Genomic DNA, 15,315 nt, shown 5'->3' with positions numbered 1-15,315 from the left:
GTTCCTTACTTCGTTCGCCGCGTGGGCTTGCTGCCCCCGATGGCCTCCAAGGCGCGCAACCGCAGCGCGCCGCCCTGCCCTTGCACCGTGAGCTGCCAGTACCGCCCCTGAGAGCCGCGGCCCAGCGTCACGCGCGTCGTCAATGCCGTGGCGACATAGGCCACGGGGTAGGTGTCACTGCGCTGCTCGTTCGATGCGGTGAGCACCGCGTCGGCGGAGAGGTCGGCGTCTAGCCAGACCAGCGGCAAGTTCTTGGCGCGCGGGTCGCCGAAGTCAGAGCTGCGCGTGGTGAGAGCCGCGGGCATGTTGGCCGCGCCGTCCAGCCCCAGCGTGCCGGCGCCGAGCACCAGAGGAGCGCCGTCGACAACGGCGTAGCCAACAGCATCGATCGTGTGCCGCGCCATCGCCGCGTATGGGCCCATGAGGTACCCGCGGCGGATGCGCACACGCGCGGCGCGCCCGGCGGCGGAAACAGCAACCGCCACGCGGCCCGACGCGCGCGTGCCGAGACACGCGGTGGCCGCTGCGCCGGTAGCCGCCGAGACTGCGCCCGAAGCCGTCGTGCCGGTGCCGCGCGTTCCGGCGGCCGTGACCAGCACGCCCAGGCTGCCAGCCGCCGAGGTCGTGGCACGCACAGCGCCAGCGGCGCCGACAGCGACTGCAGCTGCGCCGCGCGCCGAGGTGAGGGTGCGCCCAGTGCTGGCCGCCCTGACGGTCGTGGTGATGGCGCCGACGCTGAGCCGCCCGCTCGCCGCCGTGCCGCTGCTGCCGACCAGCGCCGAGATGCCGCCGCGCATGCCCTGCCCGGGCTGCATGGTCCCCGTGACGCTGACGGCAGCGCCGATGGCCGTGCCTGCCTGCGGCGCACCGGCCGCGGCATCCACGCCCAGTTGAGCGCCGATCACGCCGTAGGCGACCGATGTCGACGGCCCACGCGTGCCGGCGACCGTGGCCACCGCCGAGAGCGCGCCAGCAGCATTCAGCCGAATGCCGTTCTCGCCGCTGATTGCCTCGCCTACCGTGCTCACGCGCACACCGACCGCGCCGTCCGACACGGTGTTGGTCGGCGCCGGAGCCACGATGTAGGGATAGACGCGCAGCAGCGGGCCCGCGTCGTAGTAGTTGTCGAATACGGCGAGCGCGCCGCCGCCGAGCGCCATGATCGTCGTGCCGGTGAGCGGCGCGATCGTCTGAAAGTCGGAGGTGTCCGCCGTGCTGTACACGTCAAGCCGGTTCGACGACTCATTGCGGTAAGCAATCAGGCTCGCACTCGAGTTCTTGACGCCGACCCAGTGATACGAAGGCCCGCTCGCGGTGCTCGTCACAACGCCGACGTTTGCCAGCGTCACCGGATCGGCCGAATAGAACTTCGCTGGCGACTCGGCCGGAGCCCAGTAGACGAGCGCCGAGTGCGCATGGAGCGGGTTGACCACGACCGGCGGCGAGTTCGGGGGCGTAGCCGTCTGCACCCACGTGGTCGAGCCCGATGGTCCGCCGACAGCCATCGTCGAACTGCCGTTGTGGAGCACGAACTTGCCCGTCGCGACGCACGCATTGCCGTAGCCATAGTTGCTACCGGCATTGGTGATGCTGGCCGGGTTGCTCACAACAAGTGAGGCCGTCAACGCGCCGGCACTGGGCGCCAGCAGATAGGTCGCGAAGGTGCCGCCGATGTTCGAATTGACGGCGTAGAGGTCGCCGGTGGTCGGATCGAAGCTGACTACCCGCACACCGCCGCTTGGCGTTGAAAGACTCGCCTTCACGGCCCAGGTGCTGCCGGTCTTCTCCCACAGCACGATTCGCCCGCCGGCGCCGCCGATGGCGGCAGCAACGCGCGGCGTGGTCGCATGTGGCCAGCCAGCGAGCGAAACCGGGTTCGTGGACGCAATGTCCGAAAGGCTGCCCCGTGGCAGTTGCGTGAACGCGGCGCCGCCTGCGAATTCCACGACACCAACGCGCGAGTCCGTCTCCGTGCCAGTGACCAGCGACGCGCCGATGACGAGCAGCCCCGACGACGCATCGCCATACAGCGCGGCACCGGGGACATTGTCGGCGATGAGGTACCGACCCGTGAGGGTCAGCGATACCGCCGGGGAGACGGCGACCGGCGTCGGCATATCAGCTCGGGTTCAGGATCGACGCGGTGAAGGTCGCGATCGTGTGGGTCGCGTCCGCACCGAAGTAGCTGCTGCCCTCCAGCGTCATGTCGCCGTTGCCCGCGCCCACGCCGATGCTGCCATCCACGCGGAACACGAACGGGTGCGACGGACTGGCCGTGTTCGGGTCGGCCGCGCCCGAGACGATGCGGAACCAGCCGCCGTTGCCGCCGGCCACGCCGACGCCCGATGCGGTCTGGCTGGCGAGCCGCGGCAGCACGCCGGCAGTCGATGCCGCACCCCACGTCAAACCATTCGAGCCCGCCGTGCCGCCCGCGAAGTTCGCAGGCGTGGCCGTCATCGTCGTGACGGTGGTGGCGATGACCTTGGCGTTGGCGGTGGCGCCGGTACCGGGCAGCGCATAGATCGACACGACCGCGCCGGCCGCGACCGCGAAGAACTCCTCGCTCGACTGATATTCGTTGATCGCGGTGGCCAGCAGCCCGGCGGTGGTCGCCAGGTCGGTCGTGAACGGTACCGCCGCGGCGATGGCCGCGACACCGCCGATCGTGAGCGTGTTCACCGAGCCGCCAGCACCGGCCAGCGTTACCGTGCCGACGGCCTGCGCCTCTGCGACGCGCGCGGCGGCGGCAGCGGTGTAGGTCACCAGCAGCGTGCCGGTGGGTGCCGCATCAGCACTGGCCGGCTGCGCGCCGGTGTAGACGCGGATCTCCGCGTTGGTGAGAGCCTGTTTCAGCGAGCCCGAGCCCGCCAGGAAGCGGCGAAGGTTGGAACTGAGACGAACGGTCATGGGGTCACTCCTCGACTGTGAAAATGAACTGAGCCCCGCCGCCGAGTGGCACGACCGCGCCGGATGCGCGCTCGCCTGCGGGGATGTGGAAGACGTTGGCGGTCACCGGCATGGCCTCGCCAGCGTCGGAAACGTGGAGCACGCCCTGGCGGGTCACCAGCAGCGCGCCGGCGGGCAAGGTGCCATCGCCGTGGGGGAAGTCGCCGGCGCGCACGAACGTGGGGTTCTGCAGCAGCACTGGTGAGTCATTCAGGCGGAAGAGCGCTGCAGCCTGCGCGTCCAGCCCAGGCAGGAACCAGGTGCCCACCGACGTGCCGACGACGAGGCCGCTGTCCACGCCCGCCAGGGCACGGACCTCGCCTTCGAACCGGAACCGCAGCAGGGCCTGATGCAGGTGCGGCTGGTACGGCACGGACACCAGCACCTCATTGCCGGCGGCCACCGCGACGCGGGCGCCCCAGATGGCAACGCAACGGCCCGCTGGCATCGGCGCTGTTTCCGCGTTCTCGAGCACGGGCCCGGCCTCACCGAGCGCCAACACGGTCACGCTGGCCAGCGCCGCGGCGACCTCCCGCCGCTGATACAGCTCTGCTCCGTCGACATCCGAGACATACACCCGCGCCAGCACGGCCGCCGCAGGCGCTGCCGTCATGTGCGTCAGGATCAGGGACGACGCCTCGGCCACCTGCACATCGACGACGGTCGCGCTGCTCTCACGGCCATCGTCGAGCACCCACGTGCATGCCACGCGGTAGATTCCCGCCGACAGCGCACCGGCACCGAGCGTGATCGCAGGCACCGGCTCTGGAAAGCCCCATGGCCGCACACCATCGGTCGAAATGATCAGCCCCTGCTCGCCGTCCGTGATGAAGGACACGCCGCTGAGCGTGGCACCGGCCAGGTGGTCGCCGGCCAGCTGCGCCGACAGCGCGATGGAGGGGCTGCCGATCCGATAGAGCGCCCCGTCCGCCGCAACACCCAGCGTGCCGCAGGTCGTGCGCCAGGCGACGCCATCGCGCGCCGCAGGCACCGGCAGCGCTTCGAAGACCCGCGCGGCATCGAAGTAGCCGTCCACGGCATCCGCGACTCGTCCCGTGCCCAGGCTCTTGGCGTCGAGCGTGTTCTGAATGCCGGCGAAGCCGGTGTAGGTGAGGTCCGCCGCCATGGTCAGCCCCAGAACACCTTGTTGACGTGCGGCAGGTTGGCCTGCTCGCTCTTCCGCAGGTTCGCGTCAGGGCGGCGGCCGAACACCGCTTCGAAAGCCTTCTCGGCGAGCGTCGCGCGCGCCGGATCGATCGTCTCGGCATCAGGCTTGCTGAAGGCGCGGTGCAGCGCCCACAGCACCAGGTGCCGGTGATGGACCGCCGCGATCTCGGGCCGGGCCGTGGTCGGCTCGCTCACCTTCATCGGCTCCAGCGGCAATCGGTTGACCTCGAGCCGCAGCGCATAGGCGACCGGCGGCTTGGCGTTCAGCTCGATCGAGGTGTCGTACTGGATCAGCGCAGTCGGCCGGCCGACATCGACGCGCCAATGCGGGTTCAGCCGGGACTGCTCGATACGGTCGGTGCGCCCGAGCTCGACGACCTCCGTCTGGTCGACCAGCGTGGCGTAGCTGATGTCGAGCACTGCCGGATGCAGCGGATACACCGAAGTGCCCGCGACGACGACGATCGCGCACACCGCCGGCGTGCTGGCGTCGAAGATCAGCTTCGCACGGATGCAAGCTTCTTCCTGCGCCTCGTTCAACCAGCCCGCGACGCTCTCGTCGGACCAGAAGAATGGCGCAACGGTGTCGTCCGCATCCGTGCGGAACTGCGCGATCAGATCGGCGAGGGTCATTGCGCGGCGCCGTACTGATCGATCAGGCCGATGAGCTTGGCGCGCAGCGAGTCCAGCGTGGCGTGCTTGGAGAAGTCCATGCGGTAGTGGTTCTGCGCGTAGGCAATGACCGAGGTCTTGTCCATCGCCGCCACCTGGTCGCGCAGGTTCTGCAGATCCTCCTCCGAGCTGTCCGCCTTCTTCTCCGCGGCCGGCACCGGCACCTCGACGGCCTCCGCCGCGTCGCCGGGCTCATAGACCGACGGGTGCTTGAACATCTTGTGCGCGATGTCATCGGGCACCAGCTTGGTCTCGTCGCGACGGAACAGGATCTGCGTGCCGAAGAGGCCGTCGGTGTAGACCTCCCGCAGGCCCACATACTTCACCGGCGTCTTGCCCTCGACGTGCGTCTTGACCATGACCTTCGTGAAGGTGTCGACGACCGGCTCTGGGAGTTCGCCCAGCGTGTCGTACAGCACCGCGCCGGCCAGGACGACCGCGCGGAAGATGAAGTCCTTGGCCTGCTGCGCCTGGCTCAGCTGCTCGAACGGAACGAAGCACGGATGTAGCTTCTTCTCCACGTCCTTCACTTCACCGTAGGCCCACCCCTCCTCCGCCTTGACCTTCAGCCAGGCTTCATGGCTGGCCTGCGGCCCGAGGTTCGGGTTCTCGAGATGGAGCTCAACGCCCAACACGGCGCTGTTCTTCTGCCACTGCGGCGCCTCCTCCCACGGCACCTGGCTGGTGTCGCCGAGCGCCGCGCAGTAGGCGGCATTGACCGTGTGCGCCAGTGCGGCGAGGAGCAAGATTTTCTTCATGGTGATCCTGAGCAAAAAGGGCGGACGAGCCCGTGAAAGCCAGTCCGCCCGTGGGTTGGGGTGCGTGGGGAATTACTTGGGTCCGCTCTCGATGCCGGACACGATGTAGTCGAGGACGCCGGCTGCGGCGTTGGCCGCGCCCGCCCAGGTCAAGATCAGGTAGGCGTCCTTCGGCAGCGTGAGCGGCACGACGGTGTTGTTGTTCGATTCCGTGCGGCCGATCGCGTTGAGGGACAGCGCGGCATGGAAATAGTCGTCGTCCTGCGGCACGGTGGCATCGTCGACACCGTCCACATAGGCGAAACCGACCTTGCAGTTCGTGGCCGCCGTGAACGCCGTGGAGACGATGCCCTTGCCATCGACGATGTAGAGGCCGGCATTCAGGATACCGATGCGGATCACATCGCCGACGGCCGGCGCGGTGGCCTTGTCGGAATCGATGAGGACGCCGCCAGCGAGCGCGGCCAGCTTGAACGAATGCAGGGTGGCATTGCCATATGGCGTGCCGCCGAAGCGGCCCTGGCTGGCGATGTATTTCTTGTTGACAGTGACCATGACAGGCTCCTGAAGGGGAAGAAGGGTTGGTGCGAGGGTTCGCAGCGAAGCCCGGCGCGAAGCCGGGCCTGTCGCTTACTGGCCGCTGATGGCGACCGCCGTGTCGATGACGATGATCCCGTGGTCGGTGTATTGCTTCGTGTCGCCGTAGTCGACTTCGAAGCGCACCTTCGACTTGCCAGCCATCATCCCGATCAGGACTTCCAGCTTGTCGTCGTGGTCCAGCAGCTTCTCGCTCCAGAAGAATGGATTGCCGGTGTGGCCGTTCTTGCCGAACGCTTCCGCCAGCGCCTGGCCGCCCAGCAGGATCGCGCGGTCCACCGCATAGGTGGTGCCGAACGATGCGGGCACGAGGTCGGTCGTGGTCTCGACCTCACTCGTGTAGCTCGGGCACCAGCGCAGGCTGCTGCCGGCGTAGAAGCGGATCGGCTTCGGCATCTTCACGATCAGGATGCCGTTCCACAGACCGGCTTCCCCCATGAACAGCGGGTTCCCACCAGCCGACGAGGCGCGCGCCATCGCATTGGCCTGCAGCGTGCGGAAGTTCGTCGACTTCACAAACGAGGTGTACTGCTCGCTGGAGACCAGCAGCACACGGACCGGCGCGTCCGAAGCCATCTTGTCGCCGTCGAAGATGACGGCGGGCGGCGGCAGCGGCATGGAGTCGAGGTAGGTACGCAGCGCGTCGACCACGTCCGAATTCAGCACGTCGGTGGTCGCGATGCCGATCTCGTTGCCGGCCGCGTTGACCAGCTCTATGCCAGTGCCCGTCGACAGGAAGTGGCGGTTGCGCGTCGGTGCCTTCACCGTGTTCACGCAGATGTCGGCGAAGTCCAGATCGTTGGCCAACGGCACGGCCCACTCGATGTTGTTGTGGTAGCCGCGGGAACCGGCCATGTGGACCAGCGTCAGCTGATCCTGCAGGCGGTCCATGTAGCTCTGACCCTGCGCGCGCGCCAGGCGGCGCAGCTGGTGAGGCGTGCGCTGTTGGGTCATCTGGCCGCCGGCCGAAATGGGGTAGCGGGTCTGGTTGATCCGCAGCTTGTCCTGGGTGAACGACATGCTGCGACCGCGGCCTTCTGCCATGCGCTCGCCCATGATCGGCTTGCCGCCCATGGGGTTGATCAGGTCGAAGGTGATTTCATCGCCAGCGGTCTTGGTCAGATCCATGCAACGCACGATCGGATAGTCGTTGCTGGACTGCTGCTTCAGGACCGATTCGGCATCGCTCTGCTGGGAGAACTTGCCCGTGAGGCGGTTGAGCGTGGTGTTGCGCTGCATGTTGGCAGCGAACAGGCCGGCCGACTGCAACCGCACTGCGAGCGGCGAGCCGTAGGGAATGACGGTTTGGGTCATGAAAACTCCGTATTGAGGACTGGCTCCGCCTCACGGCGGTGCACGAATGGGTTCAAAGCAGCCGGCTCATCAGGTCGCGGATCTGCTCGGGGCTCTTGCCCGCGAACTTCTCGGCGATGGCCGCGTCCGACATCTCCAAGATGGCGGCGGCTTCGTCGTGATGCGCCGCCGAGCCCGCCGGAAGATCCGACAGGCTGGTGGGCGTCGCCGACTTGGCCGCCGCAACGAGGGCTTTCGCTTTCGCAGCCGCTTCCGCAGCCGCATCAGCTGGAGCAGCTGCGGGCGCTGCCGCTGGTGCAGCTGCAGGTGCCGCGATGGCCGGGTGAGCCTTGCGGTACGTATCGAGCAGCTCGACCACCTGATCCGCCGTGCCCTTCTCCAGCACGTCCTGCATCGCAGCACGCATGAAGGTGGGTTGCGAGTCGATGTACGCTTTCATCTCGGCGCTCTCGACCACGCTGTCGGCATCCGGGTGGGCCGTGTAGATCGCCGAGTAGTGCGCGGCGTTGGCGTCGATCACGGCCTTCTGCTGGACGGGTGCCAGCGCAGACGTGAACTTCGCTTCGAGCGCTTCGGTGATCACCTTGACCTTCGCATCCACGAGGGTTGCCACGCCCTTCGCGATCGCCTCTTCCGAGTAGTCCCCGAACACGTCGGCCGGCACCGCTGCTGCATCTCCTGCCGGAGCGACAGGCGCCGCTGCGACAACAGCTGCGGGCGCAGGGGCCGGCGCATTCTTCAGGGCATCGAGTTCGGCGCGCGTCTGCTGCGCCACCGTCTCCCAGTGCTTTGCGGTCTCGCGCGCCTGGCTGAGCTTCTCGAAGGGAATGGTGTGCACACCATCCTTCGCGAGCACAACGGGCACAGGTTCCGCAGGTGCGCCAGCAGCGGCTGCAGGAGCAGCAACTGGCGCGGCGGCATTGGGATCGGGGACCGCAGGGGCGGCAGGAGCCGCAACGGGCGGAGTGACCAGCGTGGTGTCGGGCGCACCACCTTCCGGCCGCACGACGGCGCCGGTATCGCCCTGAACGTCCAGCATCAGCATGCGGGCGTTATCTGCATCACTCAGGTTGCCGTCGGCATCCTTGTGGGCTTCGTAGAACTGCTCGATTGGGTCCAGCTTCAACTTGATCCTCTGCCACATATCGCCGTGGCCGCAGTGAGGTCCAAGATTCGGGTAAGGGGCCGAAGCCCCGCCCTCCATCTCGTGGGATACGCCTCGTCTCACGACGTTGCGGGTGCCACGTCATCACGACGTTGCTGGAGATGGAAGGTAACCACGCGCGTGCCGCGCGACTACCACTAAGGGGGTGTTGGTCGTTCCGCGCGTGTCACGATGGCATCGCGGCGCCCGCGTTGTCCGACGTGCGCAAGGTTTCGCTGCCGACCAACGGACCGGGCGGCGTCTGTGGCACAGGCGGCTGCGTAGGGCTGGTGTTCGTGTGAGTGCCAGGCAGCGCCTGAGTGGCGACGGGCGCTGGCAGACCCGTGGGGATCGGCAGGTTCGGGTCCACGCCGGCCGGTGACGGCGCCTGGTAGCCGGACACCTGCGCAACCACGTCAGCGACCGGCGCGATCGCCGGGTTCATCACCAGCGACGCGGCAGTCTGGTTCGCCGAGTAGAGCGCCTCGACGTTGATCTTGAACGCGTTGGCGACCATCTGCCGCACCTGCGCATCCAGCATGGCGGGCGAGTACTTCAGCTCGAGCTCGCGCGCCTTCAGCTCCGCGCCCGACTGCGACAGGGCCAGCTTCACTGCCTCGTCGATCTTCTGCTGGATCTGTTCCGGCGTCATCTGTTCGGCCGCCTGCTGGATCGCCTGGATGATGTCCTCCTTGTCGGGCACGTCCATCAGGTTCAGCAGGTGCGGCAGCGCGATGACCTGGTACTGCTGAGGCATGGACTTGAAAGCCTCCGACATCGCGGCGAGCTGCTGCGAACGGAACGACGGCGTGCTGGGCACATCCTGCAGGTCGATCTTCAGTTTGGTCCGCTCGACATCGTTGTCGAGATATTGCAAGCCGGTGTCCAGATCAACCGCCGGCGTGTTCAGCCGGATCACGCGATCCGGCTTCAAGCCCTTGCCGGAGATGATGACCTCCTCTTCCTTGCCGATCATGTCTTCGATGAGCAGGGAAACCAGCAGATCGCCGACGGCCATGCGCGCCGTGCGGAAGTTATCCATCAGGTCGGCCAGCGCCTGGGTCGCCTGCTCGACCTGAGTGGCTTCCTGCACGCCCGACGTGGCCGAGCTGCTGCGCCCCTGCATGACATCAGCGATGCCGCTGGTGCGCTGGATACCGATGCGCGAGTCCGCGAGCATCTTGTACTGCTGCTCATTCAGTTGGAAGTCGCGCTCGACCTTGAACACGGCGCCATTCTTGGCCATCGCCGCGGGATCGAGCACGATGTCCGCATCGATGCGCGCGATGTTCTGCCGGAAAGCCTCGTCCTCTTGCAACACGGCGCCAGCGGTGCGTGTGGTCCGCACTGCCGAAAGCCCCCAGCGGATCTTCGACTGGGTCGCATTGACGTTGTCCTGCATGTACATCATGCCGCGCACAAGCCCGTAGGGAACTCCGGTTCGGTCCTCACGCTTGCCCCAGAAGGGCACATAGGGAAATTTGCTGTGCCGGTATGGCGTGGGACCGTCGGAAAGCTTGTGCGGGCCCATCCACATGGAGACGCGCATCTTGCAGACCACTGCCGACTCAGGGCGAATGACGCCCGAAGCGATGGCCTGGTTGTGGACCGGGTTGGCCGAGTCGTATTCGACGATGCGCCCGTCCGGCGCCTTCAGCACGATCGCGCGCACCCAGACCCGATACCAGACCTCGAAGATGCACACGCGCTTGTTCTCGATGTCGCGCCACTGCTGCTCCTCGACGCTCCAGCCGCGCTCGTCGACCATCGACATCGCGAGGTTCGTGCTGCCGCCGCCATCCAGCGTCATGTCCTGAATGCCGAACCAGCGATTCGAGGCCAGGCGCACGAGCTCCGCCTTGTCCGGCCACTTCAGCGCGACCTGCGATCGGTCAATCCATTTCCGGCGCACGAGGTACCGCGCGTCGCTGAGGTCCGGCTCAACGCTCAGGAAGTCCCACCAGACCTCATTGCGATGGACCGCCTTGCACCGATACGGATATTTGAAGGGGTCCGACTCGCGCGAGACCTCCACCCAGCCGACGCCCACTGCGACCTGCGGCTTGAAAGCGTCGCTGCACGCTTGGTCGGCTTTGCTGTGCCGCTCTGCCTGGTTGAGCTTGTGGTTCAGCGCCGCCGCCACGTCGTCGCCCGCCTTGTCGCTGTCGGGGATGACGCGCCAGTCCGTCCGCGTCTTCGCCTCGAGGCCGAGCACGCTGTCGATGGCGGGGCCGATCAGCGGCTCGATCGCTGGTGGCATGCCCACCATCGCCTGCTTGCGCAGGATCTCGCTGTCGAGCTGATTGCCGTCGACGTAGTCCATCTCGCGATCGGCTTTTGCTCGCCAGGCGGGCTGCTGGTCGATCTCGCGGAAGTAGCTCGTGAAGGTCTCGAGCGACAGGCCATCGCTGTCAGGTTGGTCGGTATTGTCGATGAGGTTCATTGCGGTCTCTATGAGCGCCAGTCAGGAGGCGCGCGGCGGGCGCTCTGATACGTGCGCCCGGCCATGGTGATGAGCTGGCCTTCCTTGGCTTGGGCGAACTGCCGGTACGCGTCTGCGCCCTCGCTGCAGCCGTTGGCCTTGTCAGGCTCGTCACCCCATCGGCCATCAGCGCGGTTCCACTTCTTCTTGTAGTTCTCGAGCCGGCTGAATCCGAGCTTCGTGCCCTCCTCGTCAAAGACCGACGATGCGAAGTGCTTCCGCGCCATCTGAATGCCGGTGTTCAAGTCGGTGATGATGGGCACGATGACGGTGTTGACGAGCCCGAGCTCGTTCAGCATCTCTTCTGTGCTGTTGTTCGTGTCGCTGAGCCGCTTGTGGGCCGCGTCGTGCGGCAGGAAGTGCTTGTTGAACAGGTAGCCCGTGTCCCTGAGCCACTTGACGTAGTACATCAGCGACTCGCCGTGCGCCTCGTGGTAGTTGATGAAGCGGTCTTCCGCGCCGACCTGCTGGTGGCACCAGATCGCGCAGCCATCACCGTTTCCGATGTCCCAGAACGTGTTCACCGGAATTTCGAGCACCGGCACGCGCACAAGTCTCTGGGTCCTGCGCACCGCGGCCACCTGCTTGGCGAAGTAGTTGCCATCGGTGGAGACCTGGAACGCCTCGGCGGGCGTGCTGGGGTACTCCTGCCACATCTTCTGTTCGTCGCCGCTGAACATGCTGTCGCGCTTGGCGACGTACCAGTTGCGCTGCGCGGGCGCGAGCGTCGTCGAGCACGCCGCCTCGACCACGGCAAAGTACTCGCGGTCCCGGTCGGTCATCACCACGTGGGTCGACTCGAGGCGGTACGCTGGGTCCTGCCACCACGCGAAGAAGTGGAAGCGGTAGTCCATGATGGTCAGCGGCGTCTTCGCGTCGGCCATGCCGATCGCGCGCTGGGTCATCTTGTAGTACTCGCCGTCGCGACCTTCCGCGGTCGATTCGATGATCGCGATGCCGTCGTCGGGTACCGCTGGTAGCGACCCGGTGACGACCTCAGCAGCCTTGTCCGGGAACTTGGCGCAGATCTTCCCGAACTCGCTGATGTGCAGCCGGTGGATGGTGCCGGACCGCATGGACGTGGCCACGCGGATGCTCGAGTTATTCGAGAACAGCAACTCCGCCGCGCTGTCGCGAGCAAGGGGCAGCACCGCCTTGATGGCATCGGGCAGCCGGTCATAGGCGAGCTTGACCTTGTCCCGGAAGATGGCTTCGGCAGCCTCCCGGTCCTGCGCGATGATGCCGCAGCGCTGGTCGGCATTGAAGAGCGCGTGGTCGAGCCAGAGGATGGCCACGAGCGTCGTGAAGCCCAGCTGACGGGCTTTAAGGATGATATTGCGGTGCCACAGCCGCTTTAGCAGCCGGCGCTGAGACAGGTTCGGGATGAACGGGATGACCGAACCCTGCGCGTCATCGCCGGCCTTGATCATGATGCGGTACATCTGCCCTGAGCAGATACGCCACATGGGATCGGAGAGGCACACCGCCAGCTCGGTGGGCGTGGTCGGCACCATCCAATGGGTCTGCGATGCGTCAGACATCGTCAGGCACCTCATGGACCACCGGCAGCGCACTGCGACCGAACGATGCAATGAGCGACGCCAGCGCGTCGGGTTCATCGCCCGGGTTGGCTTGGATGCCGAACGCCTCACGTTCACCCTTGCGGATGCGCTCGTCGATCTCGGCCAGCTTCTTCAGGCTGTCGATGCGGTCGGGCGCGCCGAGGATGGCCTGCATCATCGCGGCCTTCTTGTCGGTGTACCAGCCGCCAGACTCGGTCGGGCCGCTCTCGTCGATCGCGTCAACGAACTCTTTCAGGACCACCGCGCTGTCGGTCATCAGTTCGATTTCGCCGACCAGCTTGTTCCAGAGATCAGCCAGGCGGCGGAGCCCGACGCGGTGCGCCATGACCTTCTCCGCCGCCACTGTTCCCGCGACCTTGATCTCCAATGCAGTGGGGGTTGCATTCGGATTGACTTTGGGGGTTGCATTGCCCGAACCCGGGGTTGCATTGGCTGTTGCCTGGATCAGCACGCTGTCAGTGACGGCCTGCACATCTTTCCGCTTATCCTGAACCCAGCCGTCTTTCTTGGCTTTCCGACCGATCGTCGCAGCGTCAACCTTGAAGACCTCAGAGAGCTGCTTGTTCGATTGGTTGCCGAGACGATAGGCGCGCTGGATCGGAGACCAGTCGATGTCGGTGCGACGCGCCATTAGCCACGCCCTTTCACGGAAGGCGGACGGTTGCGGGTGAGTGGATGAAAGGCCGGAATCATGCGGAGCATGATCTGCACCGGTCCTGCAACGCGCAAACACTACGGGGGTGTTGTTCCAAGCCCGTCGTGCGGGAGCCTCCTTGCGGCAACAAGACGCCGCGCGTCTTCCAGCGCTTCAGCTTCGAGAACCTGCGCGAGTGCGATCGTGTCGACCTCGCCCATCACGTACGCCCGAGCGCTGCCGCGGTACTTCTGACCGTCGACCACAACCAGGCAGATGGCAATCCACAGATGCCCGTGCGAATCGCCGCGCATCTGAAATCGAGCCGAAGCGAAGTCTGGCGTGGCCGTGCTGCTGGCGCGCTCTATCGGACGGATTGGGATCACTTACCGAACGACAGCGCGATGCCGCCGGTCGCCATGGCAACCATGCGGCCCTCACGCAGGCTCATCTCGATGCAGGCGTCACCGATCTCCAGCTTCACCCGCCCGCCGGGCAGGTGCGTGCACGAGATGGCGCGGTCCTCGTGCTGCTGGTGCACGACGTTCCACACGGCGTTCGCGGGCGAGTGGATCCGGCCAAGATCGCGCTGCGCGCGCAGGTGCCAGTCGATGACCGACAGCGGCAGGCCGGCCTCCTCTGCAATGGTCTTGCGCGTGGGCGTGGCGCCGACTGCCTGAAGGTTTGCGATGGCCTGGATGACCTGCTCGCCGGGTTTCTTGGTGCTCATGCTTTTCGACCTGCCAAAGAAAACCCCGCCACCGGTAGACACCGATGGCGAGGTTGGAAAGAAAGCCTTGCGGGCGTTCCGGAGACAACTGTTGAGGCAGACGGTTCGAACCGCCGACACCTCGGGAATGGGCCGAGATCTCTATCAGGCCGAGCTATGCCACGAGGGGACATTCAACGCGTTTTTCGAGGCGCGTCAATCGCAGAAAAACTAACCCAAATGGCCGTCAACGGTTTGCTAGCATCAAGCTTTCATGCCGCAGGCAAACTGTCTGCTACCGGCCAAAAAGCGGACGGAGCTGAAATTCCGCATTGCGGTATTTGCTGCACTATCAATGAATAAGTATTAGATCCTTGTAAATGAAAAAGCATTTCGCATATTTTGTATATTTTCTCATAAGCAGTACATTCGGTTTCAGTGCTCACAGTGCCACAGATTTCTGCGGGTTGGGGCCTCCTCCAGACGCGCCAAACTACGCGGATTTCGAGTTGACGAAAGCTGCGCAAATAAGAGAAAAAGGCTTTCTTCCGGTCTGTGAAGCGGACTTAAAACGGTTCAACATAAATTACCGAAAAATAGACTTGGACAAGGCTGGTTTGGATTTTCCTCCAGTCAGCATCAAAAATACCCCGTTTGCTCAGCTAAAAAGCTTGGGCCTCATGCCAGAGGCCGTCGGTGAAAAAAAATCGAGGTTATACCGTGGCTTTCGCACCCCGGAAGGGTATGTGGTAACTTTGTTTGAGCACGACATGTCCGCAGATGGCTCTAGTGCTTGGCGAAAGCCAGAAGATGAGCCAGAGCGTGTGAACGGAATGCCGGCGCGGTTAGTGGTCTTGGAAGCACCTTCCGGCAATGCGATATCGCTACTTTCGTGGATAGAAAAACGTCGCTCATACGAAGTTTGGATCAATGTCAATGTTGCTAGGCAGCCATGGCGGGAACGCTTCTTCGCATTGGCTGCTTCGCTACCTCCGTCTACGGCCGGCTGCCCTAATGAAATTCCGCCAAAGCCATACCGGCTTCGGCCTGATGGGCTTCCAGAGTCAGACCCATTGCCGAAAGTCATGACTCAGATGGAGATGGACAAGCTTTTCCCAAAAGTTCGGCCTTGCAAGTAATTTTATTTGTGTAGGGATTATTTCTTTTAAGCGCGTCAGCTTGCGGCCAGTCTCGTTGAATGACCGCTTTGACGAAGTTTCACCGGCAGCTTTGGGCCCTAAGCGGAAGTTCAGGTTGCTCCGAAGCGGACCTTCCTGTACCAACGAATGTGCTCGGGGTCGGCATCTGC

The 15,315-nt window shown here is 65.1% G+C and carries 14 protein-coding genes; 1 reads left to right on the top strand and 13 read right to left on the bottom strand.

Annotated elements, in window-relative coordinates; all coding sequences use genetic code 11:
• Nucleotides 1–5 precede the first annotated feature (5 nt).
• The 13 genes from AC07PZ_RS24735 to AC07PZ_RS24675 form a co-directional block, all read right to left on the bottom strand.
• On the bottom strand, nucleotides 6–2,117 hold the full coding sequence (locus AC07PZ_RS24735) for a hypothetical protein (protein ID WP_495297807.1): 2,112 nt from the start codon (nucleotides 2,115–2,117) through the stop codon (nucleotides 6–8).
• 1 nt (nucleotide 2,118) lies between these two features.
• Nucleotides 2,119–2,907, bottom strand: a complete 789-nt coding sequence (locus tag AC07PZ_RS24730; protein ID WP_495297806.1) for a hypothetical protein — start codon at nucleotides 2,905–2,907, stop codon at nucleotides 2,119–2,121.
• A 4-nt stretch (nucleotides 2,908–2,911) separates the two neighbouring features.
• Nucleotides 2,912–4,072: a hypothetical protein gene (locus AC07PZ_RS24725; protein ID WP_495297805.1), complete on the bottom strand. Its 1,161-nt coding sequence runs from the start codon at nucleotides 4,070–4,072 to the stop codon at nucleotides 2,912–2,914.
• 2 nt (nucleotides 4,073–4,074) lie between these two features.
• On the bottom strand, nucleotides 4,075–4,746 hold the full coding sequence (locus AC07PZ_RS24720; protein ID WP_495297804.1) for a phage adaptor protein: 672 nt from the start codon (nucleotides 4,744–4,746) through the stop codon (nucleotides 4,075–4,077).
• Nucleotides 4,743–5,543 (bottom strand): RyR domain-containing protein, encoded by an 801-nt coding sequence (locus AC07PZ_RS24715; RefSeq protein WP_495297803.1) that lies wholly within the window; start codon nucleotides 5,541–5,543, stop codon nucleotides 4,743–4,745. Before AC07PZ_RS24715 ends, AC07PZ_RS24720 begins: the two co-directional genes overlap by 4 nt.
• A gap of 72 nt (nucleotides 5,544–5,615) precedes the next feature.
• Complete coding sequence (locus tag AC07PZ_RS24710; protein ID WP_495297802.1) at nucleotides 5,616–6,098, bottom strand: hypothetical protein; 483 nt, start codon at nucleotides 6,096–6,098, stop codon at nucleotides 5,616–5,618.
• Nucleotides 6,099–6,173: 75 nt separating this feature from the next.
• Nucleotides 6,174–7,454 carry a N4-gp56 family major capsid protein gene (locus tag AC07PZ_RS24705; protein WP_495297801.1) on the bottom strand — a complete coding sequence of 427 codons (1,281 nt, stop codon included), beginning with the start codon at nucleotides 7,452–7,454 and terminating at the stop codon, nucleotides 6,174–6,176.
• A gap of 52 nt (nucleotides 7,455–7,506) precedes the next feature.
• On the bottom strand, nucleotides 7,507–8,682 hold the full coding sequence (locus AC07PZ_RS24700; protein WP_495297800.1) for a hypothetical protein: 1,176 nt from the start codon (nucleotides 8,680–8,682) through the stop codon (nucleotides 7,507–7,509).
• A gap of 103 nt (nucleotides 8,683–8,785) precedes the next feature.
• Nucleotides 8,786–11,041, bottom strand: a complete 2,256-nt coding sequence (locus tag AC07PZ_RS24695; protein ID WP_495297799.1) for a portal protein — start codon at nucleotides 11,039–11,041, stop codon at nucleotides 8,786–8,788.
• Between the two features lie 8 nt (nucleotides 11,042–11,049).
• Entirely contained in the window at nucleotides 11,050–12,621 is a 1,572-nt protein-coding gene (locus AC07PZ_RS24690; RefSeq protein WP_495297798.1) for a terminase, read from the bottom strand.
• The gene (locus AC07PZ_RS24685; RefSeq protein WP_495297797.1) at nucleotides 12,614–13,294 is read right to left on the bottom strand and encodes a hypothetical protein; all 681 of its coding nucleotides are present in this window, start codon (nucleotides 13,292–13,294) and stop codon (nucleotides 12,614–12,616) included. Before AC07PZ_RS24685 ends, AC07PZ_RS24690 begins: the two co-directional genes overlap by 8 nt.
• 101 nt (nucleotides 13,295–13,395) lie before the next feature.
• Complete coding sequence (locus AC07PZ_RS24680) at nucleotides 13,396–13,611, bottom strand: hypothetical protein (protein WP_495297796.1); 216 nt, start codon at nucleotides 13,609–13,611, stop codon at nucleotides 13,396–13,398.
• Nucleotides 13,612–13,679: 68 nt separating this feature from the next.
• A complete protein-coding gene (locus tag AC07PZ_RS24675) occupies nucleotides 13,680–14,027 on the bottom strand; it encodes a hypothetical protein (protein WP_495297795.1) in 348 nt (115 codons plus the stop codon).
• A 359-nt stretch (nucleotides 14,028–14,386) separates the two neighbouring features.
• On the opposite strand from AC07PZ_RS24675, the gene AC07PZ_RS24670 reads away from it, so the two are divergent.
• Complete coding sequence (locus AC07PZ_RS24670) at nucleotides 14,387–15,145, top strand: hypothetical protein (RefSeq protein ID WP_495297794.1); 759 nt, start codon at nucleotides 14,387–14,389, stop codon at nucleotides 15,143–15,145.
• The last annotated feature ends 170 nt before the right edge of the window (nucleotides 15,146–15,315 follow it).

The sequence above is a fragment of the Variovorax sp. GW821-FHT10B04 genome (genome assembly GCF_059415645.1).
The sequence above is the reverse complement of the archived record's forward strand: the minus strand, read 5'-3'. Positions and strand labels throughout refer to the sequence as shown.

Bases quoted from the DNA above. Each gene is read 5' to 3' on its own strand.
- AC07PZ_RS24735 (WP_495297807.1), bottom strand. From the start codon at position 2,117: ATGCCGACGCCGGTCGCCGTCTCCCCGGCGGTATCGCTGACCCTCACG.
- AC07PZ_RS24730 (WP_495297806.1), bottom strand. From the start codon at position 2,907: ATGACCGTTCGTCTCAGTTCCAACCTTCGCCGCTTCCTGGCGGGCTCG.
- AC07PZ_RS24725 (WP_495297805.1), bottom strand. From the start codon at position 4,072: ATGGCGGCGGACCTCACCTACACCGGCTTCGCCGGCATTCAGAACACG.
- AC07PZ_RS24720 (WP_495297804.1), bottom strand. From the start codon at position 4,746: ATGACCCTCGCCGATCTGATCGCGCAGTTCCGCACGGATGCGGACGAC.
- AC07PZ_RS24715 (WP_495297803.1), bottom strand. From the start codon at position 5,543: ATGAAGAAAATCTTGCTCCTCGCCGCACTGGCGCACACGGTCAATGCC.
- AC07PZ_RS24710 (WP_495297802.1), bottom strand. From the start codon at position 6,098: ATGGTCACTGTCAACAAGAAATACATCGCCAGCCAGGGCCGCTTCGGC.
- AC07PZ_RS24705 (WP_495297801.1), bottom strand. From the start codon at position 7,454: ATGACCCAAACCGTCATTCCCTACGGCTCGCCGCTCGCAGTGCGGTTG.
- AC07PZ_RS24695 (WP_495297799.1), bottom strand. From the start codon at position 11,041: ATGAACCTCATCGACAATACCGACCAACCTGACAGCGATGGCCTGTCG.
- AC07PZ_RS24690 (WP_495297798.1), bottom strand. From the start codon at position 12,621: ATGTCTGACGCATCGCAGACCCATTGGATGGTGCCGACCACGCCCACC.
- AC07PZ_RS24685 (WP_495297797.1), bottom strand. From the start codon at position 13,294: ATGGCGCGTCGCACCGACATCGACTGGTCTCCGATCCAGCGCGCCTAT.
- AC07PZ_RS24680 (WP_495297796.1), bottom strand. From the start codon at position 13,611: ATGCGCGGCGATTCGCACGGGCATCTGTGGATTGCCATCTGCCTGGTT.
- AC07PZ_RS24675 (WP_495297795.1), bottom strand. From the start codon at position 14,027: ATGAGCACCAAGAAACCCGGCGAGCAGGTCATCCAGGCCATCGCAAAC.
- AC07PZ_RS24670 (WP_495297794.1), top strand. From the start codon at position 14,387: ATGAAAAAGCATTTCGCATATTTTGTATATTTTCTCATAAGCAGTACA.